The sequence below is a fragment of the Sphingomonas sp. NPDC092440 genome (assembly GCF_044754985.1).
In the GTDB taxonomy this organism is placed as follows: Bacteria; Pseudomonadota; Alphaproteobacteria; order Sphingomonadales; family Sphingomonadaceae; genus Sphingomonas.
Genome location: NZ_JBIVQA010000008.1, coordinates 56,757 through 82,740 on the forward strand (window position 1 = coordinate 56,757; position 25,984 = coordinate 82,740).

22 protein-coding genes are annotated in these 25,984 nt (G+C 69.4%); 10 read left to right on the forward strand and 12 right to left on the reverse strand.

Annotation, left to right across the window (positions count from 1 at the left end):
- Positions 1 to 551: 551 nt before the first annotated feature.
- The 5 genes from ACIQCS_RS14885 to ACIQCS_RS14905 all read right to left on the reverse strand — a co-directional run bounded on the left by ACIQCS_RS14885 (position 552) and on the right by ACIQCS_RS14905 (position 4,514).
- The gene (locus ACIQCS_RS14885; RefSeq protein WP_345849287.1) at positions 552 to 1,166 is read right to left on the reverse strand and encodes a YbhB/YbcL family Raf kinase inhibitor-like protein; all 615 of its coding nucleotides are present in this window, start codon (positions 1,164 to 1,166) and stop codon (positions 552 to 554) included.
- A gap of 72 nt (positions 1,167 to 1,238) precedes the next feature.
- Positions 1,239 to 1,658, reverse strand: a complete 420-nt coding sequence (locus ACIQCS_RS14890; protein ID WP_345849285.1) for a DUF4279 domain-containing protein — start codon at positions 1,656 to 1,658, stop codon at positions 1,239 to 1,241.
- Positions 1,658 to 2,329, reverse strand: coding sequence for a glutathione S-transferase family protein (locus tag ACIQCS_RS14895; protein ID WP_280280729.1), 672 nt, complete (start codon positions 2,327 to 2,329; stop codon positions 1,658 to 1,660). Before ACIQCS_RS14895 ends, ACIQCS_RS14890 begins: the two co-directional genes overlap by 1 nt.
- Before the next feature lie 131 nt (positions 2,330 to 2,460).
- Positions 2,461 to 2,913: a hypothetical protein gene (locus ACIQCS_RS14900; RefSeq protein WP_345849283.1), complete on the reverse strand. Its 453-nt coding sequence runs from the start codon at positions 2,911 to 2,913 to the stop codon at positions 2,461 to 2,463.
- A gap of 119 nt (positions 2,914 to 3,032) precedes the next feature.
- Positions 3,033 to 4,514: a M23 family metallopeptidase gene (locus ACIQCS_RS14905; RefSeq protein ID WP_345849281.1), complete on the reverse strand. Its 1,482-nt coding sequence runs from the start codon at positions 4,512 to 4,514 to the stop codon at positions 3,033 to 3,035.
- Positions 4,515 to 4,767: 253 nt separating this feature from the next.
- On the opposite strand from ACIQCS_RS14905, the gene ACIQCS_RS14910 reads away from it, so the two are divergent.
- The 3 genes from ACIQCS_RS14910 to fdxA are packed head-to-tail and all read left to right on the forward strand — an operon-like array spanning position 4,768 to position 7,939.
- Positions 4,768 to 7,245 (forward strand): helicase-related protein, encoded by a 2,478-nt coding sequence (locus ACIQCS_RS14910; protein WP_345849280.1) that lies wholly within the window; start codon positions 4,768 to 4,770, stop codon positions 7,243 to 7,245.
- The gene (locus ACIQCS_RS14915; protein ID WP_345849277.1) at positions 7,238 to 7,540 is read left to right on the forward strand and encodes a S4 domain-containing protein; all 303 of its coding nucleotides are present in this window, start codon (positions 7,238 to 7,240) and stop codon (positions 7,538 to 7,540) included. The genes ACIQCS_RS14910 and ACIQCS_RS14915 overlap by 8 nt, the downstream gene beginning before the upstream one ends.
- Positions 7,541 to 7,600: 60 nt before the next feature.
- Positions 7,601 to 7,939: a ferredoxin FdxA gene (gene fdxA, locus ACIQCS_RS14920; protein WP_086127612.1), complete on the forward strand. Its 339-nt coding sequence runs from the start codon at positions 7,601 to 7,603 to the stop codon at positions 7,937 to 7,939.
- Between the two features lie 3 nt (positions 7,940 to 7,942).
- Here fdxA and ACIQCS_RS14925 read toward each other — a convergent pair whose 3' ends face one another.
- On the reverse strand, positions 7,943 to 8,518 hold the full coding sequence (locus tag ACIQCS_RS14925) for a hypothetical protein (RefSeq protein WP_345849272.1): 576 nt from the start codon (positions 8,516 to 8,518) through the stop codon (positions 7,943 to 7,945).
- 241 nt (positions 8,519 to 8,759) lie between these two features.
- Between ACIQCS_RS14925 and ACIQCS_RS14930 the strand changes: the two genes are divergently transcribed.
- The 3 genes from ACIQCS_RS14930 to ACIQCS_RS14940 all read left to right on the forward strand — a co-directional run bounded on the left by ACIQCS_RS14930 (position 8,760) and on the right by ACIQCS_RS14940 (position 10,884).
- Positions 8,760 to 9,293: a CarD family transcriptional regulator gene (locus tag ACIQCS_RS14930; protein ID WP_086127610.1), complete on the forward strand. Its 534-nt coding sequence runs from the start codon at positions 8,760 to 8,762 to the stop codon at positions 9,291 to 9,293.
- A 117-nt stretch (positions 9,294 to 9,410) separates the two neighbouring features.
- A complete protein-coding gene (locus tag ACIQCS_RS14935) occupies positions 9,411 to 10,142 on the forward strand; it encodes a head GIN domain-containing protein (RefSeq protein WP_345849270.1) in 732 nt (243 codons plus the stop codon).
- Positions 10,143 to 10,179: 37 nt separating this feature from the next.
- Complete coding sequence (locus ACIQCS_RS14940; RefSeq protein ID WP_345849269.1) at positions 10,180 to 10,884, forward strand: GIN domain-containing protein; 705 nt, start codon at positions 10,180 to 10,182, stop codon at positions 10,882 to 10,884.
- Here the strand turns inward: ACIQCS_RS14940 and pdeM are convergent.
- The 6 genes from pdeM to ACIQCS_RS14970 are packed head-to-tail and all read right to left on the reverse strand — an operon-like array spanning position 10,881 to position 16,432.
- The gene (gene pdeM / locus ACIQCS_RS14945) at positions 10,881 to 11,543 is read right to left on the reverse strand and encodes a ligase-associated DNA damage response endonuclease PdeM (protein WP_345852023.1); all 663 of its coding nucleotides are present in this window, start codon (positions 11,541 to 11,543) and stop codon (positions 10,881 to 10,883) included. The two genes, ACIQCS_RS14940 and pdeM, sit on opposite strands and share 4 nt — an antisense overlap.
- Before the next feature lie 31 nt (positions 11,544 to 11,574).
- On the reverse strand, positions 11,575 to 12,018 hold the full coding sequence (locus tag ACIQCS_RS14950) for a hypothetical protein (protein ID WP_401531233.1): 444 nt from the start codon (positions 12,016 to 12,018) through the stop codon (positions 11,575 to 11,577).
- Positions 12,019 to 12,059: 41 nt separating this feature from the next.
- The gene (locus tag ACIQCS_RS14955; RefSeq protein ID WP_345849266.1) at positions 12,060 to 13,469 is read right to left on the reverse strand and encodes a M20/M25/M40 family metallo-hydrolase; all 1,410 of its coding nucleotides are present in this window, start codon (positions 13,467 to 13,469) and stop codon (positions 12,060 to 12,062) included.
- A gap of 59 nt (positions 13,470 to 13,528) precedes the next feature.
- Positions 13,529 to 14,656 carry an N-acetylglucosamine-6-phosphate deacetylase gene (gene nagA, locus ACIQCS_RS14960; protein ID WP_401531298.1) on the reverse strand — a complete coding sequence of 376 codons (1,128 nt, stop codon included), beginning with the start codon at positions 14,654 to 14,656 and terminating at the stop codon, positions 13,529 to 13,531.
- Entirely contained in the window at positions 14,653 to 15,684 is a 1,032-nt protein-coding gene (locus ACIQCS_RS14965) for an SIS domain-containing protein (RefSeq protein ID WP_345849263.1), read from the reverse strand. Before ACIQCS_RS14965 ends, nagA begins: the two co-directional genes overlap by 4 nt.
- 4 nt (positions 15,685 to 15,688) lie before the next feature.
- Positions 15,689 to 16,432 carry a GntR family transcriptional regulator gene (locus ACIQCS_RS14970; protein ID WP_086127602.1) on the reverse strand — a complete coding sequence of 248 codons (744 nt, stop codon included), beginning with the start codon at positions 16,430 to 16,432 and terminating at the stop codon, positions 15,689 to 15,691.
- Positions 16,433 to 16,661: 229 nt separating this feature from the next.
- Between ACIQCS_RS14970 and ACIQCS_RS14975 the strand changes: the two genes are divergently transcribed.
- The 4 genes from ACIQCS_RS14975 to nagE all read left to right on the forward strand — a co-directional run bounded on the left by ACIQCS_RS14975 (position 16,662) and on the right by nagE (position 25,963).
- Positions 16,662 to 19,361 (forward strand): TonB-dependent receptor, encoded by a 2,700-nt coding sequence (locus tag ACIQCS_RS14975; protein ID WP_345849260.1) that lies wholly within the window; start codon positions 16,662 to 16,664, stop codon positions 19,359 to 19,361.
- A 160-nt stretch (positions 19,362 to 19,521) separates the two neighbouring features.
- Positions 19,522 to 21,789, forward strand: a complete 2,268-nt coding sequence (locus ACIQCS_RS14980; protein WP_345849258.1) for a family 20 glycosylhydrolase — start codon at positions 19,522 to 19,524, stop codon at positions 21,787 to 21,789.
- Positions 21,786 to 24,242 (forward strand): phosphoenolpyruvate--protein phosphotransferase, encoded by a 2,457-nt coding sequence (gene ptsP, locus ACIQCS_RS14985; RefSeq protein WP_345849256.1) that lies wholly within the window; start codon positions 21,786 to 21,788, stop codon positions 24,240 to 24,242. The genes ACIQCS_RS14980 and ptsP overlap by 4 nt, the downstream gene beginning before the upstream one ends.
- Entirely contained in the window at positions 24,239 to 25,963 is a 1,725-nt protein-coding gene (gene nagE / locus ACIQCS_RS14990) for an N-acetylglucosamine-specific PTS transporter subunit IIBC (RefSeq protein ID WP_345849255.1), read from the forward strand. The genes ptsP and nagE overlap by 4 nt, the downstream gene beginning before the upstream one ends.
- Positions 25,964 to 25,984: the final 21 nt, after the last annotated feature.

The following is a 25,984-nucleotide window of genomic DNA, read 5'->3' on the forward strand; positions in this document are numbered from 1 at the left end:
CAATGAAATCAATCACTTATAAAACTGGCACGCTCCCTGCAATCCATCTGGCATCGGCAACGCCGGATGGTCCGGCAGCCGACAATACGGGGAGTAACTATCATGGCCGTTCGTATCAGCTCGTTCCAGCACAGCGTTGCCGTCATCGGCGCCGTCGTCCTCACCTATGCCATCGTGCTCTTCTCCTCGCCCGTGGTTCCGATCGCGTGACTCGCAGCGGTCAGCACGGAACGGAGAGGATAAGCATGACGCGCAGCCTGATGATCGGGATGGCCTCCTTCGCCATCACCGCAATGGCGATCGCCACGGTCGGCCTGCAGGGTTTCAGCCACTTCGGCTGAACCCTGCCGGACCGCCCGGCGGCGGCCCCCAACCCCGGCGGAAGCTCGGCCCGCCCTTACGGTTTCCCCAGGCATTCCATCCGGATGCCGCGATGCCCGAAACCGCCGAGACATCCGTGACCCGCTCCGGACATGAGCGCGGGACTTCAGCCCAGACCCCAATGGCAGCCGTGCCGCCACCGCGCGCATCACGGCATGACGGCTTGTGCATCAGGCGGCGGCACCGGCTCCCACCGGCCCGATCGGGGCTTCCTCGCCTCGCGAATAGGTGCCGGTGAGCAGCCCGGCGGCGATCACCCGGCCTTCCATCGCGCGCAGGATCGCGCCGCGCCCGGGATTCTCGCCGGGATCCTCGCCTTCGTTCAGCGCGAAGAGCTGGAAGGCGTAATTATGCTCGCCATGCCCGTTGGGCGGATCGGGCGGCAGCCAGCCCTCGACGAAGCGGCTGTTGCGGCCGATATCCTCCCCGTCCGGGCTGCCCTCGCCATCGGGCGCGATCTCGCCTTCCTTGAGGTTGCCGTCGAGCGGCAGGCCCCAGACGATCGCGTGCACCACCGGCTGCGGGGTCGGCGCATCGGGGTCCTCGACGATCAGCACCAGCCGCGCCGTGCCTTCGGGCACGCCCGTCCAGAAGAGCGGCGGTGAGACGCCTTCGCCATCGGCGGTGAACCGATCGGGCAGCCGCGCGCCATTGGCGAAGGCCGGGCTGGCGAGATGGATCACGCCTTCGCCGGCCAGTTCGGGCCGGACGATCGCCAGCTTGTCGGCGCCGGCGCGAAACGGGCTCAGCGCCTTGCCGAGCCAATGGGGAAGATGTTCGAGCATAAGCACCCCGGGGATTGCCCGATCGGAGCGATCAGGACCTTGCGGGAAAAGCGCATGGCGGCGCCGGGAGTTTCATTCCGCCGCAGTCTCCGCGCCGTAGATGTCGAGATCGAGATACAGCCCGCGTTCGGCGAGCAGGGCGAGCGTGCCCGCTTCCAGCAGCATCCCTTCATTCCATTCGGCGAGGAAAAGGCCCGCGAAGATCCGGCCGCCGAACCGCGTCGAGAAATCGCGCCAGATATCAAGATCGCTGGTGAGCGGCGCCAGCAGCGAGCGAATCTGCCCATCGAGATCGCCGGGCGAACAGTCTTCGGCCTTGATACGCCACGAGCCGGTAGGCGCGATCTTGGCGGCACCGCGCGCGGTATGCCATGTGCCGCCCTTGCGGACCCCGACCGTCGGCACGCCACCCAGCCCGGCGGTCAGTTCCTCCGGATCGAGGCTATCGCCGTAGAATCCCAGCAGCGCTGCGGTCCGGTGCGGCCCCGCCATTAAAGGTCGAGCTTCTCGTAATCGGCGGGGGGCGGGATCCCCTCCATCCGCTCGCTGAGCAGCGGGCGGAAGCTCGGGCGGCTCTTCATGCGGATGTACCAGCCCTTGGCCTGTTCGTGGCTCTTCCAGTCGATCCCGCCAAGATAGTCGGCGATCGAGATCTGGGCCGCGGCGGCAAGATCGGCGAGGCTCATCGTCGGGCCCGCCAGCCAGGTGCGGTGATCGAGCAGATAGTCGATATAGTCGAGATGGTTGACCGCCGCCTTCATCGCATTGCGCAGGGCCTGGCCGTCGGGCGACTGCTTGTAGACGATGCGCTTCAGCATCCGCTCGTGGAGCAGGGGGGCGGTGATCTCGGCATAGAAATTGGTATCGAACCAGATCGCCAGGCGGCGGATCTCGGCGCGATCGGTGGCGGTGCCGTTGAGCATTGGCGCCTTGTTCACCGTCTCCTCGAAGAACTCGCAGATCACCTGCGAATCGATCAGCGTCACGCCGCGCTCGTCATCGACCATCACCGGCACCTGGCCGGTGGGATTCAGGTCGAGGAACTCGTCGCGCCGCAGCCAGGGCGATTCGCGCACCGGCTCATAGCCCACGGCCTTCTCGCCCAGCAGCAGGCGGACCTTGCGCGAGAAGGGACAGAGCGGGAATTGGTAAAGCTGCCACATCGGCTCGCTTTAGGACCCGGGACGCGCCCGCGTAAAGCGCTTGCGGACGCGGCTTGCGTCCGAGACGCGCGGCAGCGCGCCATATGGTTGCGGCGGCTCCTCCGCCCCCGGGCGATCGTTGCGCGGGCGGATCAGTTCTTGAGCGCGGCGCGCAGCGGGGCGAGCGCCGCGCGCAGCCGGGCAGCGGTCTGGTCGAGCGATTCCTGCATCTGCAGCGCACCGTCGGTGAGTTTGCCCGCGACGGCGACGGCGGCGCGCGCATCCTGGTGGAAATGCTTCTCGAAATCGGGATCGTTGCGGCGTTGGATGTCGCGCAGCGTGTCCTGCTCGCCGATCCTGGGATCGGCATAGCGGGCGATGGGGCCGACCCGCGTGTCGAGCACGATGCCGGCGAGGTTGGTGAGCATCGCCGCCGCGCCTTCCTGCACCATCGGATTGTTCAGCGCGCGGGCGAGCGCCTCGGCCCTGTCGCGGGTGGAGGCGTCGCGGGGAGAGGCGTCGCGGGTGGACGCCGGCTGCGACTGCTGGGCGAGCGCCGGCATCGCGACGGCGCAGAACAGGGCGGCAGTGAGGACGAGACGCATGGCACGCTCCGGAGTCGGACTCGGATATCCTGACTTCATATCACAAATGGCCGGCATTGGCGCAGCAGGTTGCGACGAGCCGTGCCTCCCCTCCCGGGAGCGGGGCCTTGCGCGGGATGCTAGTCCTCGGCGTCCTTCACGGCGCCGTGCCCGATCGGCACCGAGAGCAGGCGGTTCAGCTGGGCCCTGAACTCGCCGAGATCGCCGCCGGTAAGCTGCTGCGTGCTGGTGAACGACACCGAGCGCGGATTCACCGCCATGCCGTTGCGATAGAGTTCGTAATGGAGGTGCGGGCCGGTCGAGAGGCCGGTATTGCCCACCGCGCCGATCCGCTGCCCGCGGCGCACATGCTCGCCGTTGCGCACATAGATGCGGCTCAGATGGCCATAGCCGGTGCCATAGCCGCCGCCATGAGTCACCTTGATGAAATTGCCATAGCCGCTGCTGCGGCCGGCGAACTGGACCACGCCGTCGCTCGCGGCGAAGACCGGCGAGCCCCAGGGCGCGGCGATGTCGACGCCGCGGTGCATGCGGGTATAGCCGAGGATCGGATGGCGGCGCATGCCGAAGCCCGAGGAGAAGCGGCCGTTCGCCGGCATCGCCATCGCGCCGGTGCTGTTGCCCTTGCCCGAACCATCGAACCAGCTGGTCTTGCCGCCCTGCTCGAACGGCGCGAGCTGCACCTTGTTCGAGCAGCCGCTGACGCCGGCATACATCAGGCTGCCGAGCTGCACCTCGCCGGTTTCGGCGCGGGCCTGGCCGACGATGATGTCGAACTTGCAGTCCGAGCCGAGCCGCGAGACCGGCGTGCGAGTGGCGAGCGTCTTGATATAGGTCTCGACCGCCTTGGCGGGCGCGCCGGCGGCGCGGGCCGAGCGATAGAGCGACCGGCCGATGGTGCCCTGGATGCGCAGCGGCGTCCGGTCGATCGCGATCGGGATCGCGCGCATCGACAGCACGTTGCCGGTGCGCACGAACTCGACGCGCTGATCGAAGCGGGTGCGGATATCGAGCTTCTCGAGCGGGCGTGGCTGCGACTTGTCGACGCGGCGGCCCAGCGTGTAGTCGGCCATGGTGTTGGACTGAATCTCGTCCAGCGCAACGGCCTTGGTGATCATGCTGCTCACCGTGGTGGCGTCGGCCTTGCCGATGCCCGAGCGCAGCAGCGTCGCGAGCAGCGCGCCGCCCGAAGCCAGCTTGGTGGTGCCTTCGAGGAGCGGTCGCTCCGGCGTGTCGGTGAGCGGCGCGACCAGCCCGGTGGCGGCGACGCGGGCGCCGGTGCCGGAGCCCATGCCGAGCGGCTTGATCGCGTGCGCCTGGGTCGCGTCGAACTCGGCGCCCGAAAGCGGCGCGGGAACGGTGCCGTAGATCGGGTTCTCGAAGCCGGGCGCGAGCAGCAGGGTGGCGGTGATCAGGGCGACGCAGGTTGCGGCGCCGCGATACCAGGTCAGCGAGCCGATGCGCGAGCCCAGGTCCGGCGCGAACTCGAAGTCGGCGAAGCGCTCGCTCAGGCGTGCGGCCAGGCCGCGCGCCGGTGCCGCGGCAAGCGCCGATGCGCCGCCGCCGGTCAGCCCCTCTCCATGGTCACTACGCAGATACAAGGCGCAACGCCCCCCAAAAGGTCGTCGATGTCGTGCCGTAAACCCCCGGCTACCGACAAGATCACTGTGGAAGGCAGGACTTAAAGTCAAATTAAGCACCCTGTTCGGGGCCGGCTCGTGCGGCGAGTTGTGCCACCTCGCGGATGAAGCGAAGCGTTCAGCATATTCGCCAGTATTTCCAACATGGTTAAGGCGGATCGCCAATCCGGGGGAGTTGCTTAAGGGGCGACTCGGAACGATCTTGGGAGTCGCAATGAGTCGTTTCGCGCGTTCTCCGATCACCGCCGTGCTGGGCCCCACCAACACCGGCAAGACGCATCTCGCAGTGGAGCGGATGGCCGGCCATGCCAGCGGCATGATCGGCTTCCCGCTGCGGCTGCTGGCGCGCGAGGTCTATGATCGCGTCGTCAGGATGAAGGGCAGCGATGCCGAGGTCGCGCTGATCACCGGCGAGGAGAAGCTCCTGCCGCCCAAGGCGCGCTGGTTCCTGTGCACCGCCGAGAGCATGCCGCTGGAACGCGAAGTCGCATTCGTCGGCCTGGACGAGGCGCAGCTGGGCGCCGATCCCGAGCGCGGCCATGTCTTCACCGATCGGCTGCTGCGTGCCCGCGGCCGCGAAGAGACGATGATCCTCGGCTCGGACAGCCTGAAACCCATGCTGAAGGCGCTGGTGCCCGAGGCCGAGGTGATCGGCCGGCCGCGCTTCTCGACCCTCAGCTATGCCGGGGCCAAGAAGCTCTCCCGCCTGCCGCGCCGCTCGGCGATCGTCGCGTTCAGCGCCGAGGAAGTCTATGCCGTCGCCGAGGCGCTTCGCCGGCTTCGCGGCGGTGCGGCAGTGGTGATGGGGGCGCTCAGCCCCCGCACCCGCAATGCCCAGGTGGCGATGTTCCAGGCGGGCGAGGTCGATTATCTCGTCGCCACCGATGCGATCGGCATGGGCCTCAACATGGACGTGCACCATGTCGCCTTCGCCTCGCTTGCCAAGTTCGACGGACGCCGCCAGCGCCGGCTGACCGTGGCCGAGATGGCGCAGATCGCGGGGCGCGCCGGGCGGCACCAGAAGGACGGGACCTTCGGCGCGCTGCACGAGGAAGGCCCCAATGCCTTTACGCCGGAGGAGGTGCTCGCGATCGAGGGGCACCGGGTGCCGCCGCTGGAGAAGCTCTACTGGCGCGAAGGCGAGCCGGACTTCGCCAGTGTCGAGGCGCTGATCGCCAGCCTGGAGGCCAGGCCGAACAGCGATGTGCTGCGCGCCGCGCCCGAGGCGGTGGACCTGGCCGTGCTCAAGCGGCTTTCGGAAGAGGATTGGGTCCGCCAGCGGGTGCGCGCGCCGGCGATGGTCAAGCGGCTCTGGGCGGCGTGCGGCCTGCCCGATTTCCGCAAGCTCGGGCCCGAGCCGCACAGCCGCTTCGTCGGCCGGCTGTTCGGGCATCTCTCCGAGGGGCGCGGCCACGTGCCGCACCAATGGTTCGCCGACGAGATCCAGCGGCTGGACAATATGGGCGGCGATGTCGAGACGCTTGCCGGGCGCATCGCCGCGGCGCGCAGCTGGGCCTATATCGCGCACCGCGCGGACTGGCTGGAGGACCCGATCCACTGGGCCGAGCGCACGCGCGCCGTGGAGGAGAAGCTCTCGGACGCGCTGCACGCCAGCCTGACTCAGCGCTTCGTCGACAAGCGCACCACCGTGCTGCTGCGCCAGATCGGCGCCGACGCCTCGAACCTGCCGGTGACGATCGGCCCCGAGGGCGAAGTGACCGTCGAGGAACATGCCCTGGGCACGCTCACCGGCTTTCGCTTCACTGTCGCGCCCGAGGCGCGCGCCGCGGACAAGCGCATGCTGCTGGCGGCGGCGGAGAAGCGGCTGGGCGGCGAATATCGCAAGCGCGGGGCCGCGCTGGCCGAGGCGGAGGATGCGGCCATCGCGCTGACCGGATCGGTGCTCGCCTGGAACGGCGTGGCGGTCGCGGCGCTGGAGCCGGGCCCCAATATCGTCCGGCCACGCATCCGGCTGGATCGCGCGCTCGACGTGCTCGATCCCCCGGCGAGAACGGCAGTGCAGGCCCGGCTCGAACGCTGGTTCGCCGACCAGATCGGCAAGCACCTGGCCGTGCTCGGCAAGCTCGACGCGGCGGCGCGCGATCCGGCCGCCGGTTCGCCGCTGCGCGCGCTCGCCAATGCGCTGCTCGAGGCCGGCGGGCTGCTGCCGCGCCGTGCCGCAGCCATGCTGGTGGAGGCGCTCGACCCGCCGGCGCGCCAGCGGCTGCGCACGATCGGCGTCACCATCGGCACGCTCGACATCTTCGCTCCCGCGCTGCTCAAGCCCGGCGCGGCGCGCTGGCGGCGCGAGCGGATGGGGCTGGCCGACGCGCCGCGCGACGGCGCCACGGCGCTGCCGCGCGGCGCGCCGGGCGCCGATCTCGTCCATGGCTATCGCCCACTGGGCGCGCAGGCTGTGCGCGTCGACCTGGTCGAGCGCATCGCCCGCGCCGCGCACGACGCGCGCCAGGGCCGCAAGCCCTTTGCTCCCGATCCGGCGCTCGCCACTTCGATGGGACTGACCGGCGAGACGCTGGCGCGGCTGATGGCCCAGCTCGGCTTCCGCACGGCCCGTTCGGCGGAGGGCGAGCCGCAACGCTGGATCTGGCAGGGGCTGGTGGCGCCGCCCCGGCCCAAGGCGCCGCCGCGCGACAATGCCTTCGCGGCGCTCCAGGCCCTGAAGCATGGGTGACGGCGCGGCGATGCGGATCGACCGGTTCCTCTGGTGGTCGCGCCTGGCCAAGACGCGCTCGGCGGCGCAGGCGATCGCCGAAAAGGGCCTGCTGCGCATCGATGGCCGCCGGGTCGAGCGCAGCTCGGCCACGGTGCGCGTGGGGTGCGTCGTGGCCTTCCCGCTCTATGGCAAGGTTCGGGTGATCCGGGTCGAGTTGCTGCCCGTCAGGCGCGGCCCGCCGGCCGAGGGGCGCGCCTGCTATCAGGACCTGGTGGTCACTGAGAACGTCTCGCAGGAAGCGCCAACTGATTGACGCAGCGAATCCACAGGCATAGCAGGACCCCCACGTCTTCGATCCAAGGGGCCAGTTTCCATGACCTATGTCGTCACCGACGCCTGCATCCGGTGCAAGTACATGGATTGTGTCGAGGTCTGTCCGGTCGACTGTTTCTACGAAGGCGAGAACATGCTCGTCATCAATCCGAACGAGTGCATCGACTGCGGCGTCTGCGAGCCGGAATGCCCGGCCGAGGCGATCCTGCCCGATACCGAGAACGGCCTCGAGAAGTGGCTGGAGCTCAATCGCACCTATTCGGAATCCTGGCCCAACATCACGCAGAAGGGCGATGTGCCCGCCGACGCCGATGCGATGAAGGGCGTCGAGGGCAAGTTCGAGCAGTTCTTCTCGCCGGAGCCCGGTTCGGGCAGCTAGCCTCTAGTTCTTGCCGATGCCCGTCAGGATGTCGGCCATCTCCTTGCGCTGCTTGGGGTCAGGCTCCTCCGCTGCCGCGATGCGCCGCCAGTGCATCATCTCGGCCGCCGCTTCCCGGTCGGTCGCCGTCTTCCCATCGGGCGCCGCGCCCCGGAACCCGGCCCGTTGGATGCGCGCGGCGGCATCCGTGCGGCTGCCGGCATGGTCGGTCTGGGCATGGGCGCCACGCCGCGCGGCGCCGGCATGGAGCGTGCGCGCGCTGGCCAGGCCGTGCGGCCTGCCCTGGCCGTTCTCGAAGCAGCGCGCGAGATCATGGGCCGAATCGCCACGCTGCGGCGCAGCACGTTCGAACCGGGCACAGGCCCTTGCCGGATCGCGGGGCCAGCCGATCCCGTCGAAATTGCCGGCCTCGCCTGCGCGCTTGGAAGCGGGGGCGCCGCCCTGCAGCGCCAGGGTCGCGATCCGGCGGACGAACTCCGCCGGTGCCAGCGTCTCACATGTGTCGAGCAACGCCTTGAGCGCCGATGAGAAGATGGCGCCGGCGTCCTGGGCCTGAAGGAGCAGAAGTGGCGCGAACATGTCTCAGCAATGCTCGAGTCGAGAGGCAGCCACAATCCTGCGATTAATTGCATATTTTCGCTGCAAGGCGGCACGGTCGGTCTGGTAATTTTATTGCAAACGTGTTAAATGCCCCGAGACGGAGGAAAAATCGCCTCCGCCCGGAGAAGCAAAGAGAAGTCGCCCCGATCAGCCCGTCCCGCATTCGCCGGGGCGGACGCCGAGCCCGTCGGGGCCGGTTATCACGAAAGGTTCCTCGCACATGGCTGCCAAGGCGCTGTCCTTCGATGTCGGCGATTATGTCGTTTACCCCAAGCACGGCGTGGGCCGTGTTATCGAGCTGCAGAAATCCGAGATCGCGGGGATGCAGCTCGAACTCTACGTGCTGCGCTTCGAAAAGGAGAAGATGACGCTGCGCGTTCCGACCAACAAGGCCGAGAGCGTCGGCATGCGCAAGCTTTCGAGTGACAAGACACTCAAGGAAGCGCTCGATACGCTGAAGGGGAAGCCGAAGGTCAAGCGCACCATGTGGTCGCGCCGCGCCCAGGAATATGAAGCGAAGATCAATTCGGGCGACCTGGTGTCGATCGCCGAGGTGGTCCGCGACCTGTTCCGTGCCGACGACCAGCCCGAGCAGAGCTATTCCGAGCGCCAGATCTTCGAAGCGGCGGCCAGCCGCCTCGCCCGCGAGCTCGCGGCGATGGAGGAAGTGGACGAGCCGGCCGCGCTCGAGAAGATCCTCGAGATCCTGCGCAAGGCCGCGGCGATCCACAACAAGGACAAGGTTCCGGCCTGATCTCGGCCGGCATCGAAGCCCGAGGAAAGGGGCGGCCTTGAAAACCGCCCCTTTTCCTTGTTTCATCGATGGTGTATTATACATCCAACACACATACTGCTTCGGGAGGAAGTTTCGATGCGCGCTGCCCTGTTCGCTCTTGCCCTGCTGCCGCTCACGGCCATCGGTGCCTGTCACGCCAGCTGGGAAAAGGAAGGTCACAAGGTCACGCCGAGCGGCGTCGGCGCCAAGCGCAGCTATGACGCGAGCGGCTTCACCAAGGTCGACCTGCGCGGGCCCGATGACATCGAGGTGCGGAACGGCGGCCAGTTCGCGGTCACGGCCGAAGGCGATACGGCGGTGCTCGACCAGCTTGAAGTCCGGGTGGTCGACGGTACGCTGCGCGTCGGCCGCAAGGACCGCAACGGGTTCACGATCAGCAACGATCGCGGCGTGAAGGTTCATGTCGTCCTGCCGAAGCTCGATGGCGCGAGCGTCAGCGGCTCGGGCAACATGAGCATCGACAAGGCCGAGGGCGCTTTCCGCGGCGCGATCGCCGGTTCGGGCAATCTCGGCATCGCCGCGCTCGCCGCGACCGACGCCGATCTCTCGATCGCCGGCTCGGGGGATCTCACCGTCGCGGGTACGGTCAGCCGGCTCAATGCCTCGATCGCCGGATCGGGCGACATCGACGCCAGCAAGCTCACCGCCACGGGCGCCAGCATTTCGATCATCGGCTCGGGCAGCCTGCGCGGCGTCGTGAAGGGCGGGGCCTCGGTCTCGATCGCGGGTTCGGGCGATGTCGATCTCACCGGCGGCGCGAAATGCTCGGTGAGCGCGGTGGGTTCGGGCGAGGCGCATTGCTCCTGAGCTTGCCTCGGCGTTGAAGCCGCGCGAGGGTGCGGCCATGTATCGGCTCGCCCTCGTTCCCCTGCTGCTCCTCGGCACCGCCGCCGCGCCGGCGGACGAGCGCGTCGTGATGGTCACCGGTTTCGACCGGCTGCGCATCGACGGGCCGTTCGCGGTGGAGGTGGTGCCCGGAGCGCCGGGCGTGACGCTCACCGGCGAGCGCGCCGCGCTCGACCGGGTGGGCGTGCGCGTGGAGGCGGGAACGCTGATCGTCAATGCCGGCACGCAAAGCTGGGAATCGGCCGCGGGCAAGACCGCGAGCGGCGCGCGCATCCGCGTCACGGTGCCCGGGCTGCGCGTGGTGCAGACCAATGGCGGCGCGTTGCTGAAGATCGCCGAGATGCGCGGCAACCGGCTCGACGTCTCGCTGAACGGGGCGGGACGGATCGATATCGGCAAGGTCGACGCGCAGGATCTGAGCGTTACCCTGGCCGGTACCGGCACGGTGGCGCTCGCGGGCAACGCGCTGCACGCGCGCGTGCGGCTCTATGGCACCAGCAACCTCGACGCGGCGGCGCTGACCACTGCCGATGCGCTGCTCGTCTCGGGGAGCGGCGGGGCGCTGGTGATGAACGTGCGCTACAACGCCCAGATCAGCGCGACGTCGAGCGGCGTGGTCCGGGTGCTCGGCTCCGCCAAATGCCGGGTGATCGGGCAGGGCCCGGTGGAATGCGCCGATCTCGAGCCGCGCCGGGGCGGCTAGGCCGCGAGCGGGAAGCGCAGCAGCCGGTCCTCGAGCGCGACCAGCGCCTGCGCGCTGCACCCCACTGCGCGGGCGATCTCCGGATGATGCGCGTCCAGTCCGCCGGTGAGCGCGCCGAAGGCCGGCAGGATCAGCTTGGTCGGCGAGGCGACGAAGCAGCGCCGCGCCACCTGTCGACCCCGGATGCGCAGGCGCAGCTTGGGGTGGAAATGGCCCGACAGCTCGGGGCGCGGATCGTCCGGCTCGGCCTCGTGGCGCAGGACCAGCCCGTCGACCTCCGCCTCCGCCAGGATCGCGCCGCCAAAGGGATCGATCAGCAGGCTGTCGTGATTGCCGGTGATCCAGCGCCAGTCGAGCCGGGTGGTGAGCCGGGCGAGCAGCGCCCGCGCATCCCCGGGCAGCCGTTCGCAGCCTTCCGAATCATGGAAGCTGTCGCCCAGGCACCAGAGCTCGCGCGCCTGGGTCCGCTCCGCCAGCGCCTCGATCGCCTGCAGGGTCGCGATCGAATCATAGGGAGGCAGCATCTGCCCGCGCGCGGCGAACCAGCTGCCCTTCTCGAAATGCAGGTCGGCAACGAGCAGGGCCCGCCGCGCCGGCCAGTAGAGCGCGCCCTCGGGCAGCGCCATCAGGTCGTGGCCGGCGAACGAAAGGGGAACCATCATGCCGCTATCGATCCTGGCGGCCGCGCCGTCAACAGCGCAGCATCGGCACCTTGCGGCCCTGATAGGTGATCGTGCCGTGATCCTGGTCGGCGCGCTCGATCGTGTAGCTGCGCGTCTCGGGCGGGTTCACCTTCTCGGCGCCGTCGCTCGCCGCGGCGTCATAGCGTTCGCGGATCGTCTCGGTCACTATGTTCCCGGCCAGCGCCCAGCCGCCCATCTCGCCGCTATTGTCGAGGCTGCCATCGGCCGCATAATGGGCGATGAAGTCGCTCGCGCAGCTCGCTTCGAACGACCAGCTGCCGACCAGCCATTCGCGCAGCGGCGCGCTGGCGGCGCCAGCCGCAGCCGCTGCGGGCGCGGCAGCGGCCTCGCTTGCCTCGGCCTTCGGCACCGGCTTGGCCGCATCGGGCTGGCAGGCCGCCAGCGCCGCGCCGCCGAGCATCAAAGCAATGAATCGAGCCCCCTCATGCATGGCCCGAACCTAGCCGAGCTGGCCGATTCGGGCCAGTGCGATCAGGCTGGAACCTTCGCCGTCTCGCCGATCTTCGCCAGGATCCGCACCCAGGAGCGGATGCCCTTGTGAAAGCTCTTCAGATCATATTTCTCGTTGGGCGAATGGATATTGTCGTCGGTCAGCGCGAAGCCGACCAGCACGGTGTCCATCCCCAGGATCCTCGAGATCGACGTGACGACCGGGATGCCGCCGCCGCAGCCGATCAGCGCCGCCTTGCCCCATTCGGCATCGAGCGCCGCCCGGGTGGCCTCCAGCGGCGGGCTGTCGCTCGATACCGAGACCGCGGGGCTGCCCGGGCCACGCCCGGTGAACACGGCCGAGCAATCGGCGGGCAGGCGCGAGCGGACATGCTCCTCGAACGACGCCCAGACCTTTTCCGGGTCCTGGCCCCCCGTCAGGCGGAAGCTCACCTTGGCATGGGCCTCCGCCGGAATGACCGTCTTGAAGCCTTCGCCGGTATAGCCGCCCCAGATGCCGTTGACCTCGGCGGTCGGCCGCGACCAAATCTGCTCGAGCACGTCATGGCCCTTCTCGCCGGCGGGCACGCGCAGCCCGATCTCGCCGAGAAAGCCGCCGGCATCGAAGCCGAGCGCGTCCCAGCTCTCACGGACCGCCGGCGTCACTTCGGGCACGCCGTCATAGAAGCCGGTCAGCGTCACTCGGCCATCGGCGTCCCTCATTTCGCCCAGGATCGTGCAGAGCAGCTGGATCGGGTTGCGGGCCGCGCCGCCATAGAGGCCGGAATGGAGATCGCGCGAAGCCGCGCGGATCGTCACCTGGCCCGCCGCCATGCCGCGCAGCCCGATGGTGAGGCCCGGCGTCTCGGTGTCCCACATCAGCGTATCGCAGATCAGCGCGAAATCGGCCTTCAGCTCCTCGGCATGGGCATGGAGGAACGGCTCGAGGCTGGTCGAGCCCGATTCCTCTTCCCCTTCGAACAGGATCGTCACCTTGCACGGCAGCCTGCCCTCGGTCTCCTTCCAGGCGCGGCAGGCCTCGACAAAGGTGCGCAGCTGGCCCTTGTCGTCCGACGCGCCGCGGCCGACGATCTGCTTCGCGCCGTCGCCGCGCGTCTCGATCACCGGATCGAACGGATCGCGCTTCCACAACTCGATCGGATCGACCGGCTGCACGTCGTAATGGCCGTAGAACAGGACGTGCGGAACCTGCTCGCCCGCCGGCCCGTCATGATGCGCGACCACCATCGGATGGCCCGGCGTCTGCGCGACGCGGGCGGCGAAGCCCAGGCCGGCCAGCTCGTCGGCCAGCAGCTTCGCGGCGCGCTGGCATTGTTCGGCATAGGCAGGATCGGTCGAGACCGAGGGGACGCGCATCAGCGCGAAGAGGCGGTCCAGGCTGTCGTCGAGATGCGCCTCGACATAGTCGAGCGCCTTGGTGGAGTCGGTCATGCGGGAGCGCTACGCCTGTGGACGGGGCGGAGCAAGCCGGCGCGCGCCGGCGGCAGGCCCTACGCCCCGCCGATCCAGGTCTCGCGGACCTGCCCCGCATCGTCGAGCAGCACCAGGTCGGCGGCATGGCCGGTCGCGATCCGGCCATGCGTGTCGCCCAGGCCCATCAGCCCGGCCGGGCTGGCGCTCGCCATCGTCACCGCGGTGGCGAGATCGACGCCGAGCATCGCAACCGCGTTGCGCACCGCCGCCGCCATGTCGAGATGCGACCCGGCCAGCGTGCCGTCGTCGCTGCGGCAGGCGCCGTCCCGCACGGTGATGTGGCGGCCCTGCAGCACGAACGCGCTCGCATCCGATCCGACCGAGGGCATCGCATCGGTCACCAGCATGAAGCCGCTGGCCGGCTTGCAGCGCAGCGCCAGGCGGAGCGTGGCCGGATTCACGTGATGGCCGTCGACGATCAATCCGCAGACCAGCGCGTCCGAATCGAGCGCGGCGCCGACCATGCCAGGCTCGCGCGAGCCGAGCGGCGACATGGCGTTGAACAAATGGGTGACGCCGCGCATGCCCGCGGCCACCGCCGCCTTGGCCTGATCGTAGCGCGCATTGGTATGCCCCGCCGCGACCACCACGCCCGCCGCGACGAGCTGCTCGATGTCCGAGACCGCCACCCGCTCGGGTGCCAGCGTCACCAGCGTGCGGCCGCGCGCCAGGCCGGTCAGCGCCGCGATCCCCTCCGCGTCGAGCGGACGGATCTTCTCGGCCGAATGGATGCCCTTGCGATCCACGTTGAGGAACGGGCCCTCGATATGGATGCCGAGCACCCCCGGCACGCCCGCCGCGATCGCCGCGTCCACGGCCGCCACGGCGCGGCGGATGACGTCGAGATCGTCGCTGATCAGCGTGGGGAGGAAGCCGGTGGTGCCGAAGCGGCGATGCGCGGCACCGATCGCGGCGATGCCCTCCACGGTCGGCGCGTCGTTGAACAGCACGCCGCCGCCGCCATTGACCTGGGTATCGATGAAGCCGGGGGCGAGCGTGCCGTCCAGGCGCCGCGACTCGGCGCCGGCGGGCACGGCGTCGGCCGGCGCCACGCCGGCGATCCGCGCGCCATCGATCAGGACGGCGACATCCTGGCGGAGCGCGCCGTCGACCAGCGCGCGAGTCGGTATCAGCGCCTGCATCAGATCGTCTCGGTCACCTTGGCGAGCGACGGCGGCCGATCGGGATCGAAGCCGCGCGCGATCGAGAGCGCGTTGGCGGCGCGGTAGAATGCCTGGATCTGCAGGATCGGCTCGATCGCCGGGCCGGCGGCAGGATGGGGGAGGTGGATCGCGCCCGGCACTTCGCCGCCGCTCACCAGCACTTCGCCGCCGCGCGCCAGCACGTCCGCAACCAGGTCGTCGACGCCGTCGGCAGTGGCGTCGTCCTGGCGGAAGACGAGCAGCGGGAAGCCGGGCCCGACCAGCGCCATCGGCCCGTGGCGGACCTCGGCGGCGCTGAACGCCTCGGCATGGAGGCCGCAAGTCTCCTTGAACTTGAGCGCCGCTTCCTGCGCCACGCCGAAGCCCAGGCCCCGGCCGATCACATAGAGGCCGCGCGCGTCGCGCAGCCGCTCGACCAGCGGCGACCAGTCGGCGCTCCACGCCTGTTCGAGCAGGTCGGGCAGCGCGGCGAGGCCGGCCGCGAGCGCTTCGTCACCGGCCCATTCGCTCACCAGATGGAGCTGGGCGGCGAGCGCGGCGATGTACGACTTGGTCGCGGCGACGCTGATCTCGGGTCCGGCCTGGAGCGGCACCAGCGTGTCCGATTCGGTCGCGAGCGGCGAATCGGCGACATTGACCATCGCCACGGTGCGCGCGCCGCTCTCCCTGGCGGCGCGCATCGCGGCCAGGATGTCGGGGCTCTTGCCCGATTGCGAGATGCCGAGTGCCAGCATGTCGGAATAATCGGTCTCGACGCCATAGACCGAGGCGATCGACGGCGAGACCGAAGTGGTCAGCAGCCCCAGCCGCGTCTCGATCAGATAGCGGCCGAAGGTGGCGGCATGGTCCGAGCTGCCGCGCGCGCAGGTGAGCACGCCGCGCGGGCGCGTGGCGCGCAGCCGGGCGCCCAGCTCGCGGACTACCGGCCCGTTCCGGTCGCGCTGGCGGCGAACGGTGGCGCCGGCCTCGGCGGCCTCAGCGAACATCCTCGTCGATTCGGGGTCGGTCATCGGTTCAGCCCCGCATGTCGAGTTCGGCGACGAAGTCATAGGCGTCGCCGCGATACCAGCTGGTGGTCGCCTCGATCACCCGGCCATCGGCCAGGAAGCCGCGGCGCTCGATATAGAGGACCGGCGCGCCCACTTCCACGCCCAGCAGTGCGGCCCGCTCTGCGTCGCACAATGCCGCGCGCAGCCGCTGGAGCGCGCGCACCGGGCGGTTGCCGGTCGCCTCGAGCGCGGCATAGAGCGACGAATCGACGGCATCGAGCCCGGACAGGCCGAAGCCCGGGATGATCGCGAACTCGAGCGCCATCGGCACGTCGTCGGCATAGCGGATACGGTGGAAGCGATAGACGGCGGTGCCGGGGCTGAGCCCGAAGGTGAGCGATTCCTCGCCCGTCACCACGCCCGATTCGCGAATCAGCCATTCGCTGCGCACGCTGCGCCCGCGCGAGGCCATGTCCTCGGAGAAGGACGAGAGCTTGGCGAACTGCTTCTCCACCCGGCCCGCGACGAAGGTGCCGGCGCCGTGGCGGCGGACCAGCAGCCCCTCGTCGACCAGCTTGTCGATCGCCTTGCGCAGCGTGATCCGCGAGACCGAGAGATCGGCGGCCAGGTCGCGCTCGGCGGGGAGCGCTTCGTTGGGCTTGAGCAGATTGTCGCGCAGCGCCTCGCGCAACGCGGTCTCGAGCTGCCGGTAGAGCGGCCCCCTGCCTGCTCCGTCGAGCGGCCTGATCTTTTGCGCCAGCAGCGGCATCGGTTCCCCATCATCGGTCGGCTGTGTGCCGGATGCAACACTAGTACCAATAACATACCACATGTCAGCAAAAAAATTGCTCTGGTCTGTAACCGCACTGTAAAAATCTGTCTTGACGGCTCCTCAACAGTGAGGAATGGTACTGATATTGGTATGCGACTGGTCTGCCAGTGCCGTACCACAACGAATCATAAGCAAGTTCAGAATCATCTGACCAAGGGGATGAGAGATGGGGATCCGGGGATTTCTTATCGGCACGGCCAGCGCGATGGCGCTGCTCAGCGGTGCCGCGCATGCACAGACCAGCGACGCCGCCCAGCCCGCCGACGACCATGAGATCGTCGTCACCGGCTTCCGCGCCTCGCTTGCCCAATCGATCGAGGCCAAGCGCAAGGCCGACGCGATCATCGACTCGGTCTCGTCGGAAGACGTGGGCAAGTTCCCGAACACCAATGTCGCCGAGGCGCTGACGCTGGTTCCCGGCGTCACCGTCGACCGCGCGTTCGGCCAGGGCGAGAAGGTCTCGATCCTCGGCACCGATCCGGCGCTGAACCGCACGCTGCTGAACGGCCAGACGGTCGCCTCGGCCGACTGGTTCATCCTCGACAATCCGGGCCGCACCTTCAACTATGCGCTGCTCGCGCCGCAGCTCGTCAACCGGGTCGACGTCTACAAGTCGCCCGAGCCGCGCATCGACGAAGGCTCGATCGGCGGCACCGTCAATGTGGTGACCCGCAAGCCGCTCGAGCTGAAGCCCTTCGTGGTCGCCGGCTCGCTCGGCTATCTCTACAACGACCGCTCGAAAAAGGGCGATGTGCAAGGCGCGGCGCTGGTCAGCTGGCACAATGAGAGCAAGACTTTCGGCATCCTCGCCTCGTTCCAGCGCGCCAAGGATCGCCTCCGCCGCGACGGCCTCGAGAGCTATGGCACGATCACCGCGGACTTCTGGGCGGGCAAGAACGATGCCGGCCCGACCAATTCGAGCCTGTTGCCGACCAACAACGGAACTGTCCCTGCGGCCTGCACCGGCACCTGCGCGACCACGCTGACGGCGAACCCGAAGGCGAAGTTCCCGAACGCGTTCGGCACTTCCTATTTCGCGCAGGACCGCGAGCGCCTGACCTATTCGGCGACCGCGCAGTGGAAGCCGGTCGATCAGCTCACGATCACCGCCGACTGGCTGCGCATCGACGCGACCTATGACAATCTCAACCAGTCGATGTACGCTTTCCCGGGCAATGTCTGGAACAGCGCGACCGGCCTGAACAGCCTGACCGTCGAGAACGGCATCGTGAAGAAGGCGAGCTTCACCAACGCGCTCTCGGTGCTCGACGCGCAGTACCGCGTCGCCGAGATGCACTCGCAGACCTTCCACGGCCAGATCGGCTGGGACGATGTGCATTGGGACCTGAACGTCGAGGGCGGCATCTCGGACGCCGATGGCGGCACCAAGAAGCAGGTGTTCCTCGAGTTCCTCAACAAGGCGAACTACACCGTCGACATCAGCGGCGCGCCCGACCGGCCCGGCACGATCAGCTATGGCTCGAACGTGCTCGGCAACCCGGCGGCCTTCGTCACCGACGCCGGCTGGGGCGGCAATCTGGTCGACAAGCCGACCACCGACAAGGAGCGCTATGCCCAGGCCGATCTCGGTCTGAAGTTCGACGGCGTGCTGAAGCGCATCCAGATCGGCTACAAATATCGCCAGCACGAAACCGGCCAGGAATATGAAGGTGCGACGCTCGCGAACATCGTCGCCGCGGCCTCGAAGTTCAACACGCGTACCGTGGCCGGCAATTATCTGTCGGGCTTCAACGGCATCAACGACCAGATGGCCGGCCGCTTCATCATCGACGGCAACTCGATGGTGTCCCAGGTCGAGAATGGTAGCCTGCTGCCCCCCGGCACGTCGCTCCCGAAGCCGTCCAAGTTCGCCGCGTCGGAATTCACCGCGGGCAACTGGGACATCAAGGAGAAGATCCACGCCTTCTATGCCCAGGCGAACTTCGACGCCGGCGGCTTCCGCGGCAATTTCGGCGTGCGCTACGTCCACACCTCGACCAACAGCGCGGGCTATGTCTGCAAGCCGGGTGCGACCTGCAACGTCCAGACCGACTGGGTGTGGCAGACCACCAAGAGCAGCTACGACAACGTCCTGCCGAGCGTGAACATCATCGCCGATGTGAAGAAGGACCTGGTGTTCCGCTTCGCCGCGGCGCAGGTGATCGCCCGTCCGAACTATGCCGACGAGACCAACTATTTCTGGCTGTCCGACCAGATCCTCACCGGCGGCGGCGGCAATCCGGACCTGAAGCCCTACAAGTCGAACAACTTCAACGCCTCGCTGGAATGGTATCTGGCACCGCGCGCGATCCTGTCGGGTGAAGTGTTCTACAAGGACATCAGCAATTACATCCTGACCCAGACCGCGCCGGAGCAGCACTACAACACTGCCCAGGGCATGGTGACGACCTATCAGATCGCCCGTCCGTTCAATGCCGGCTCGGCCGAGGTGAAGGGCTTCGCCATCGCCTATCAGCAGAGCCTGCCCTTCGGCCTGGGCATCCTCGCCAACTATACCTATTCGGATGGTTCGGCGAACAACGGCGCCGATCTGCCCTACAACTCGCGGCATCAGGCCAGCCTGAGCCCGTTCTTCGAGAGCGGCCCGGTGGCCCTGCGGGCGACCTATACCTGGCGCTCGAAATACTTCACCGGCATCGACCGTGGCGACCAGATGTATGTCCGCGGCAGCGCCAATGTGGACGTGTCGGCGACCTACAACTTCACCAAGGAAATCGGGCTCACCCTGTCGGGCATGAACCTGACCGACAGCCAATATTACGCTTATGCCAACACGCAGGCGCTGCCGCGCGGCGTGTACAAGAACGGCCGCAAGCTGCTCGCGACCGTCAACGTCAACTTCTGATCTCCAACCTGGTGTAGTGCACTGGGGCGGCGGATGGACGAGCGATCGCACCACCGCCGCCCCTTTTTCTTATCCGCGGCGCTTCCCCATCGGGCACGCCGCGATTGAGCGCGGGGCGAAACCGCCTAAGCTCGCTCGATCCAAGCCGGGAGCCGTCCGCGTGATTTCCTGCCGCCTCGCTCTGACCTTCGTCGCCGCGCTCTGCGCCCCGCTGCCCGCCGCCGCCCAGCAGCTGCCGCGCCTCCTGCCGGTGCCCGCCGAGATGGCGCCCGCCCCGGGCCGCTTCGCGCTTGCCGCATCGACCGCGATCGTCGTGCCGGCGGACGATGCCGGCGCGCGCGCCGCCGCCGACCGGCTGGCCGAGCTTTTGCGTCTTTCGCGCGGCCTGGCGCTGCGCCCCGCCGCCGCGTCGCAGCGTCCCGCGATCCGCTTCGTGCGCGCCAAGACCGGCAAGGCGGAGAGCTACCGGCTCGAGATCGGCGCGAACGGCGCCACCATCACCGCCGGCGACGATGCCGGCCTGCTCTACGGCGCGGTCACGCTGTGGCAGGTGCTGACCCAGGACGGCGGCAAGGGGCCGGTCACCGTTGCCGGCCTCGGCATCCATGACGCGCCGCGCTTCGCCTGGCGCGGGCTGATGCTCGACAGCGCCCGCCACTTCCAGTCGCCCGCCTATGTCCGCCAGCTGATCGACTGGATGGCGGTCAACAAGCTCAACACGCTCCACTGGCACCTGGTCGACGACCAGGGCTGGCGCGTCGAGATCCGCAAATATCCGAAGCTCACCAGCATCTCGGGCTGGCGCTATCCCGCCACCGCGCCGGGCGCGCCCCGGCTGCCGAAGACGGGGGGCTTCTACACCCAGGCCGAGATCCGCGCGATCGTCGCCTATGCCGCGAGGCGGGGCATCACCATCGTGCCCGAGATCGAGATGCCCGGCCACGCGCTCGCCGCGATCCGCGCCTATCCCGAGCTTGGCATGGGCGTGCCGATCCCGCCGGGCACCGAGAGCGACTGGGGCGTCTTCCCCTGGCTCTACAATGTCGACGACAAGACCTTCGCGTTCCTCGAGGACGTGCTGACCGAAGTGATGGAACTGTTCCCGTCGCAATATATCCATGTCGGCGGCGACGAGGCGGTGAAGGACCAGTGGAAGGGCTCGCCCGCCATTCAGGCGAAGATCAAGGCGCTGGGCATCAAGGACGAGACCGCGCTCCAGGCCTGGTTCGTCCACCGCATCGCCGGCTTCCTCCAGGCGCACCACCGCAAGCTGATCGGCTGGGACGAGATCCTCGAGGGCGATGTGCCCGCCGATGCGACGATCACGTCGTGGCGGGGCATCGAAGGCGCGATCACCGCCGCCAAGGCCGGGCACGATGCGGTGCTGAGCCCTTCGCCGACGCTCTACGTCAACCATCGCCAGGGCCAGGGTCCCGACGAGCCGCCGGGCCGCGGCGACGTGATGGACCTCAGGACCGTCTATGCCTTCGATCCGGCGCCCAGGGAGATCCCCGCCGAGCAGCAGCACCATATCCTGGGCCTGCAGGCGAATCTGTGGACCGAGCATGCCCGCACCGAGGCGCGCGCCACCTGGCAATTCTTCCCGCGCGCCAGCGCCGTGGCCGAGATCGGCTGGTCGAAGGCGGAAGGGCGCGACTATGCGGATTTCGTCGACCGGCTGGTGCCGCAGATGGACCGGATGAAGCCGCTCGGCATGACGCCGGCCACCAGCGCCTTCGCGGTGCGCCCGGCGCTCGACTACAAGGCGGGCGAGAAGACCGTGTCGGTCACGCTGGCGAACCAGTCGGGGCTGCCGATCCGCTACACGATCGACGGCACGCCGGTGACCGCGCGCGCGCCGCTCTATGCCGGCCCGCTCGCGCTGCCGCTGCCGACGCGGCTGCGCGCCGCGAGCTTCCATGGCACCGCTCCGGTGGGCGGGGCCATCGACCAGCCGCTCGATGCGCGCAGCGTGCGGTTCCGCAATGACGAGGATCTGAAGACCTGCTCGCGCAAGGTCGTGCTCGCGCTGGAGGATGATTATCCCGCCGCCGGCAAGCGCGCGGTGTTCCTCACCGACATCTTCGCGCCCTGCTGGCAATGGGAAGCCGCGCCGGTGGGCGGGGCGAAGGCGATCGCGCTCACCGTCGGGCAGATCCCGTTCAACTTCCAGCTCGGCGCGGACCTGGCGAACGTGAAGATCCCGCCCTCGGCGACGCCGGAAGGCGAGTTCGAGGTCCGCGCCGGCACCTGCGAGGGCCCGCTGCTCGCGACGCTGCCGCTCGCCGCTGCGGTGGGCAATCCTGGGCTGACCCGGCTGGTCGCGCCCTTCCCGGTGCGCGCCGGGAACGAGGCGCTGTGCATCCGCACGACCGCGCGGGGCCTCAACCCGATGTGGGCGCTGGAGTCGGTGGAGCTGGTGCAGTGAGCGACGCGGTCACGCTGGTTTCCCCCTTTGCCGGCTGGCTCGCCCCGCTCGACGAAGTGCCCGATGCGGTCTTCGCCGAACGGATGATGGGCGACGGCTTCGCAGTCGATCCGGTCGAGGGCGTGCTGCGCGCGCCGGCCCCGGGCGAAGTGATCTCGATCCCGGAGAGCGCGCATGCGGTGACGCTGCGGCTCGACAATGGCGCCGAGCTGCTGCTCCATATCGGGCTGGAGACGGTCGCGCTGAACGGCAGGGGCTTCGCGGCCAGGGTTGCCCCCGGCGCGCGGGTGGCGGCCGGGGATGCGCTGATCGCGTTCGACCTGGATGCAATCGCCGTCGCCGCCCGCGCGCTGATCACGCCGGTGGTGGTGGCGAATCAGGGCTATGCGCTGGCGCTGGAGCCGCTGGGCCGCATGGTGGAAGCCGGCGCGCCGATCGGACGCGTCGTGCGCCACGCGCATGAAGGCGCAATCGCGCCCGAGGCTTCCGACGTCGCTGCCGAACGCAGCGTGCGGATCACCGCCGCCAACGGCATCCATGCCCGCCCGGCCGCGCGCATCGTCGCGGCGCTGAAGCCCTTCGTCGCCGATGTCACGCTCCATGTCGCTGATCGCAGCGCCAATGCGCGCAGCACCGTCGCGATGCTCGGGCTGGGCGCGGGCAAGGATGACGAGGTGCGGATCGTTGCGCGGGGGAACGACGCCCAGGCCGCGGTCGATGCCGTGGCCGAGCTGGTCCTCGCCAATTTCCACGAGACTGCGCACGCATCCGCGCCCAGGCCGGCCGCGCCCGCCACCGGTCCGGTCCGCGCCGCGCCCGGCCTCGCCATCGGCCAGGCCTTCCAGCTGCGCGGCGTCGATCTCGACGTGCCGGCGGACGGCAAGGGTGCCGCCGCCGAGCAGGCCGCTCTGTCCGGTACGCTTGCCGCCATCGCCGCCGGCCTGGACGGTGCGCACGGCACCGCCGCCGAGATTGCCGAGGCGCACCGCGCGCTGCTCGCCGATCCCGAACTGGCCGCCATCGCCGCCCGCCATGTCGGCGAGGGGCGCAGCGCCGCCTTTGCCTGGCGCGCCGCCACGGCCGAAGCTGCCGCCGCGCTGCGCGCCACGGGAGATTCGCTGCTGATCGAGCGCATCGCCGACCTGACCGACCTGGAGCGTCAGGTGATCGCGCGGCTGCTGGGCGCCACCGCGCCGGCCGCGCCCCTGCTGCCCAAGGGCGCGATCCTGTTCGGCGAGGACCTGTTGCCGTCGCAGTTCCTGGGCCTCGACACGACGCGCCTCGCCGGCATCTGCACCGCGCAGGGCGGGCCGACCTCGCATGTCGCGATCCTGGCGGCGTCGGCGGGCGTGCCGATGCTGGTCGCGGCGGGCGAGGGAGTGCTGGCGATCGCCGACGGCACGCCGGTGATCCTCGATGCCGATGCCGGCACGCTCGCCGTCGGTCCCGATGCCGATGCGCTGGCAGAGGCGAGCGCGCGGCTGGCGGTGCTGCGCGAGCGCCGCGCCCGCGAGCTGGCCGCCGCGCATGCGCCCGCGCATACCGCCGATGGCACCCGCATCGAAGTCTTCGCCAATCTCGGCTCGGTCGCCGATGCCGCGGCCGCGATCAGCGCGGGGGCGGAGGGCTGCGGCCTGCTGCGCACCGAGTTCCTGTTCCTCGACCGCGAGACTGCGCCGAGCGAGGACGAGCAGCGCGAAACCTATTCCGCCGTCGCCGCCACGCTCGGCGAGCGCCCGCTGATCGTCCGCACCCTCGATATCGGCGGCGACAAGCCGGTGCCCTATCTGCCGATGGACGGCGAGGAGAATCCGGCGCTCGGCCTGCGCGGCGTGCGGCTGACGCTCGCCCGGCCGGACCTGATGCGCGTCCAGCTGCGCGCCATCCTGCGCGCGGTGCCGGTGGCCCAATGCCGGATCATGCTGCCGATGGTGGCGGACCTGGGAGACTATCGCCCGGTCCGCGCGCTGCTGGATGAGGTTCGCGCCGAGCTCGGCGTGGCGGCAGCGGTGCTGCTGGGCGTGATGATCGAGACTCCCGCCGCGGCGCTGCTCGCCGGGCAGATCGCCCGGGAGGCCGATTTCCTCTCGATCGGCACCAACGACCTCACGCAATATACGCTCGCCGCCGATCGCGGGAACGCGGCGGTCTCGCAGCGGATCGACGCGATGCACCCGGCGGTGCTGCGCCTGGTGCGCGAAGTGGGCAGGGGCGCCGCGGCGGCGGGCCGCTGGGCCGGCATGTGCGGCGGGCTCGCGTCCGACCCGCTCGCCGCGCCGATCCTGATCGGGCTCGGCATCACCGAGCTTTCGGCGACGCCCGCCCAGGTGCCCGCGGTCAAGGCCGCGGTCGCCCGGTTCGACATGGCTGGCTGTGCCGCGCTCGCCGCGCGTGCCTGTGATGCCCAATCCGCGGACGAGGTCCGCGCCCTAGCCATGGAAGCGTCCGCATGAGCTTCAGCCCCTCGACTCTGCTTGCCAAGGCCCAGCCGCTCGGCCGCGCGCTGATGCTGCCGATCGCGGTGCTGCCGATCGCCGCGCTGCTGCTGCGGCTCGGCCAGGCGGACATGCTGAACGTCCCCTTCATCGCGGCGGCCGGCGATGCGATCTTCTCGAACCTCGGCCTGCTCTTCGCGGCGGGCGTGGCGGTCGGCCTGGCCCGGGAGAATCACGGCGCGGCTTCGCTGGCCGGCGTGGTCACCTATCTGGTCGCGACCGAGGGGGCCAAGGTGCTGCTCCATCTGCCGCCCGATCTCGCCGGTGCCGCCGCGCTGGAACAGGCGGCCTGGCGGGCCAAGGAGATCTCCAAGCTCAGCGTTCCCGTGGGCATCTGCTCGGGCATCGTCGCGGGGCTGCTCTACAATCGCTTCCACGCGATCCGGCTGCCCGACTATCTGTCCTTCTTCGGCGGCCGCCGCTTCGTGCCGATCGTTTCGGGCCTGGCCGGGCTGGTCTTCGCCGCCGCCTTCGGGCTCGGCTTCCCCTGGTTCGAGGCGGGGATCGATGCGCTCAGCCGCTGGGTGCTCGGCGCCGGCTCGCTCGGGCTGTTCCTCTACGGGCTGCTCAACCGGCTGCTGCTGATCACCGGCCTGCACCATATCATCAACAACATCGCCTGGTTCCTGCTGGGCGACTTCCACGGCGCGACCGGCGACATCAAGCGGTTCTTCGCGGGCGATCCGACGGCGGGATCGTTCATGGCCGGCTTCTTCCCGGTGATGATGTTCGGCCTGCCCGCCGCCTGCCTCGCCATGTACCGCAACGCGCTGCCGGAGCGGCGCAAGGCGGTCGGCGGCCTGCTGCTCAGCCTTGCGCTCACATCGCTGCTCACCGGGGTGACCGAGCCGATCGAGTTCAGCTTCATCTTCCTGGCGCCGGTGCTCTACCTGATCCATGCGGTGCTCACCGGCATCGCGATGGTGGTGATGGACCTGCTCGGGGTGAAGCTCGGCTTCGGCTTTTCGGCCGGGCTGTTCGACTATGTGCTGAACTATGGCCTTTCCACCCGGCCGCTGCTGCTGATCCCGGTCGGGATCGCCTATGCCGCCATCTATTACTTCGCCTTCAGCTGGTGCATCCGGAAGTTCGACCTCAAGACTCCCGGCCGCGAGCCGATCGAGGCAGGGGGGGATCCGGACGCGGCCGTCGCCGATCGCGGCACGGCGATCGCGGCAGCACTGGGCGGGGCGGCGAATATCCGCTCGGTCGATGCCTGCACCACGCGACTTCGCCTGGTGCTTGCCGACAATGGCATCGCCGACGAGCCGCGCCTCAAGGCGCTGGGCGCGCGGGGCGTGGTCAAGCTGCGCGACGGCGGTCTGCAGGTGGTGCTCGGGCCGATCGCCGACCAGGTTGCCACCGAGGTGCGGGCGGCGATCGGCGGCGGCGTAGCGGCGGCGGCTCCCGCGCCCGCGCCCGCGATGCCGGCGGCGGCGGCGCAGGCCGATATCAGCGGCATCCGCGCCGCGCTTGCCGGGACGCAGGTTCGCGCCGTCGCCGCCAATGCGACTCGCGTGCTGATCGACGTCGCGGATCCCGGCGCGGTCGATATCGCCGCGCTGGCCGGCGCGGGCGTGCGCGCGGCGATGGGCTCCGGCAACCGCCTCCACCTGATCACCGGCCCCGGTGCCGAGGCGCTGGGCGCCCGGCTCAGGAGCGAGCTGCTGCCCGGCTAGGCGCGGGCGCATTCGCGCTTC

Excerpts from the sequence above, each read along its gene's own strand:
- ACIQCS_RS14885 (WP_345849287.1), bottom strand. The coding sequence starts at position 1,166 with ATGCTCGAACATCTTCCCCATTGGCTCGGCAAGGCGCTGAGCCCGTTT.
- ACIQCS_RS14890 (WP_345849285.1), bottom strand. The coding sequence starts at position 1,658 with ATGGCGGGGCCGCACCGGACCGCAGCGCTGCTGGGATTCTACGGCGAT.
- ACIQCS_RS14895 (WP_280280729.1), bottom strand. The coding sequence starts at position 2,329 with ATGTGGCAGCTTTACCAATTCCCGCTCTGTCCCTTCTCGCGCAAGGTC.
- ACIQCS_RS14900 (WP_345849283.1), bottom strand. The coding sequence starts at position 2,913 with ATGCGTCTCGTCCTCACTGCCGCCCTGTTCTGCGCCGTCGCGATGCCG.
- ACIQCS_RS14910 (WP_345849280.1), top strand. The coding sequence starts at position 4,768 with ATGAGTCGTTTCGCGCGTTCTCCGATCACCGCCGTGCTGGGCCCCACC.
- ACIQCS_RS14915 (WP_345849277.1), top strand. The coding sequence starts at position 7,238 with ATGGGTGACGGCGCGGCGATGCGGATCGACCGGTTCCTCTGGTGGTCG.
- fdxA (WP_086127612.1), top strand. The coding sequence starts at position 7,601 with ATGACCTATGTCGTCACCGACGCCTGCATCCGGTGCAAGTACATGGAT.
- ACIQCS_RS14925 (WP_345849272.1), bottom strand. The coding sequence starts at position 8,518 with ATGTTCGCGCCACTTCTGCTCCTTCAGGCCCAGGACGCCGGCGCCATC.
- ACIQCS_RS14930 (WP_086127610.1), top strand. The coding sequence starts at position 8,760 with ATGGCTGCCAAGGCGCTGTCCTTCGATGTCGGCGATTATGTCGTTTAC.
- ACIQCS_RS14935 (WP_345849270.1), top strand. The coding sequence starts at position 9,411 with ATGCGCGCTGCCCTGTTCGCTCTTGCCCTGCTGCCGCTCACGGCCATC.
- ACIQCS_RS14940 (WP_345849269.1), top strand. The coding sequence starts at position 10,180 with ATGTATCGGCTCGCCCTCGTTCCCCTGCTGCTCCTCGGCACCGCCGCC.
- pdeM (WP_345852023.1), bottom strand. The coding sequence starts at position 11,543 with ATGGTTCCCCTTTCGTTCGCCGGCCACGACCTGATGGCGCTGCCCGAG.
- ACIQCS_RS14950 (WP_401531233.1), bottom strand. The coding sequence starts at position 12,018 with ATGCATGAGGGGGCTCGATTCATTGCTTTGATGCTCGGCGGCGCGGCG.
- ACIQCS_RS14955 (WP_345849266.1), bottom strand. The coding sequence starts at position 13,469 with ATGACCGACTCCACCAAGGCGCTCGACTATGTCGAGGCGCATCTCGAC.
- ACIQCS_RS14965 (WP_345849263.1), bottom strand. The coding sequence starts at position 15,684 with ATGACCGACCCCGAATCGACGAGGATGTTCGCTGAGGCCGCCGAGGCC.
- ACIQCS_RS14970 (WP_086127602.1), bottom strand. The coding sequence starts at position 16,432 with ATGCCGCTGCTGGCGCAAAAGATCAGGCCGCTCGACGGAGCAGGCAGG.
- ACIQCS_RS14975 (WP_345849260.1), top strand. The coding sequence starts at position 16,662 with ATGGGGATCCGGGGATTTCTTATCGGCACGGCCAGCGCGATGGCGCTG.
- nagE (WP_345849255.1), top strand. The coding sequence starts at position 24,239 with ATGAGCTTCAGCCCCTCGACTCTGCTTGCCAAGGCCCAGCCGCTCGGC.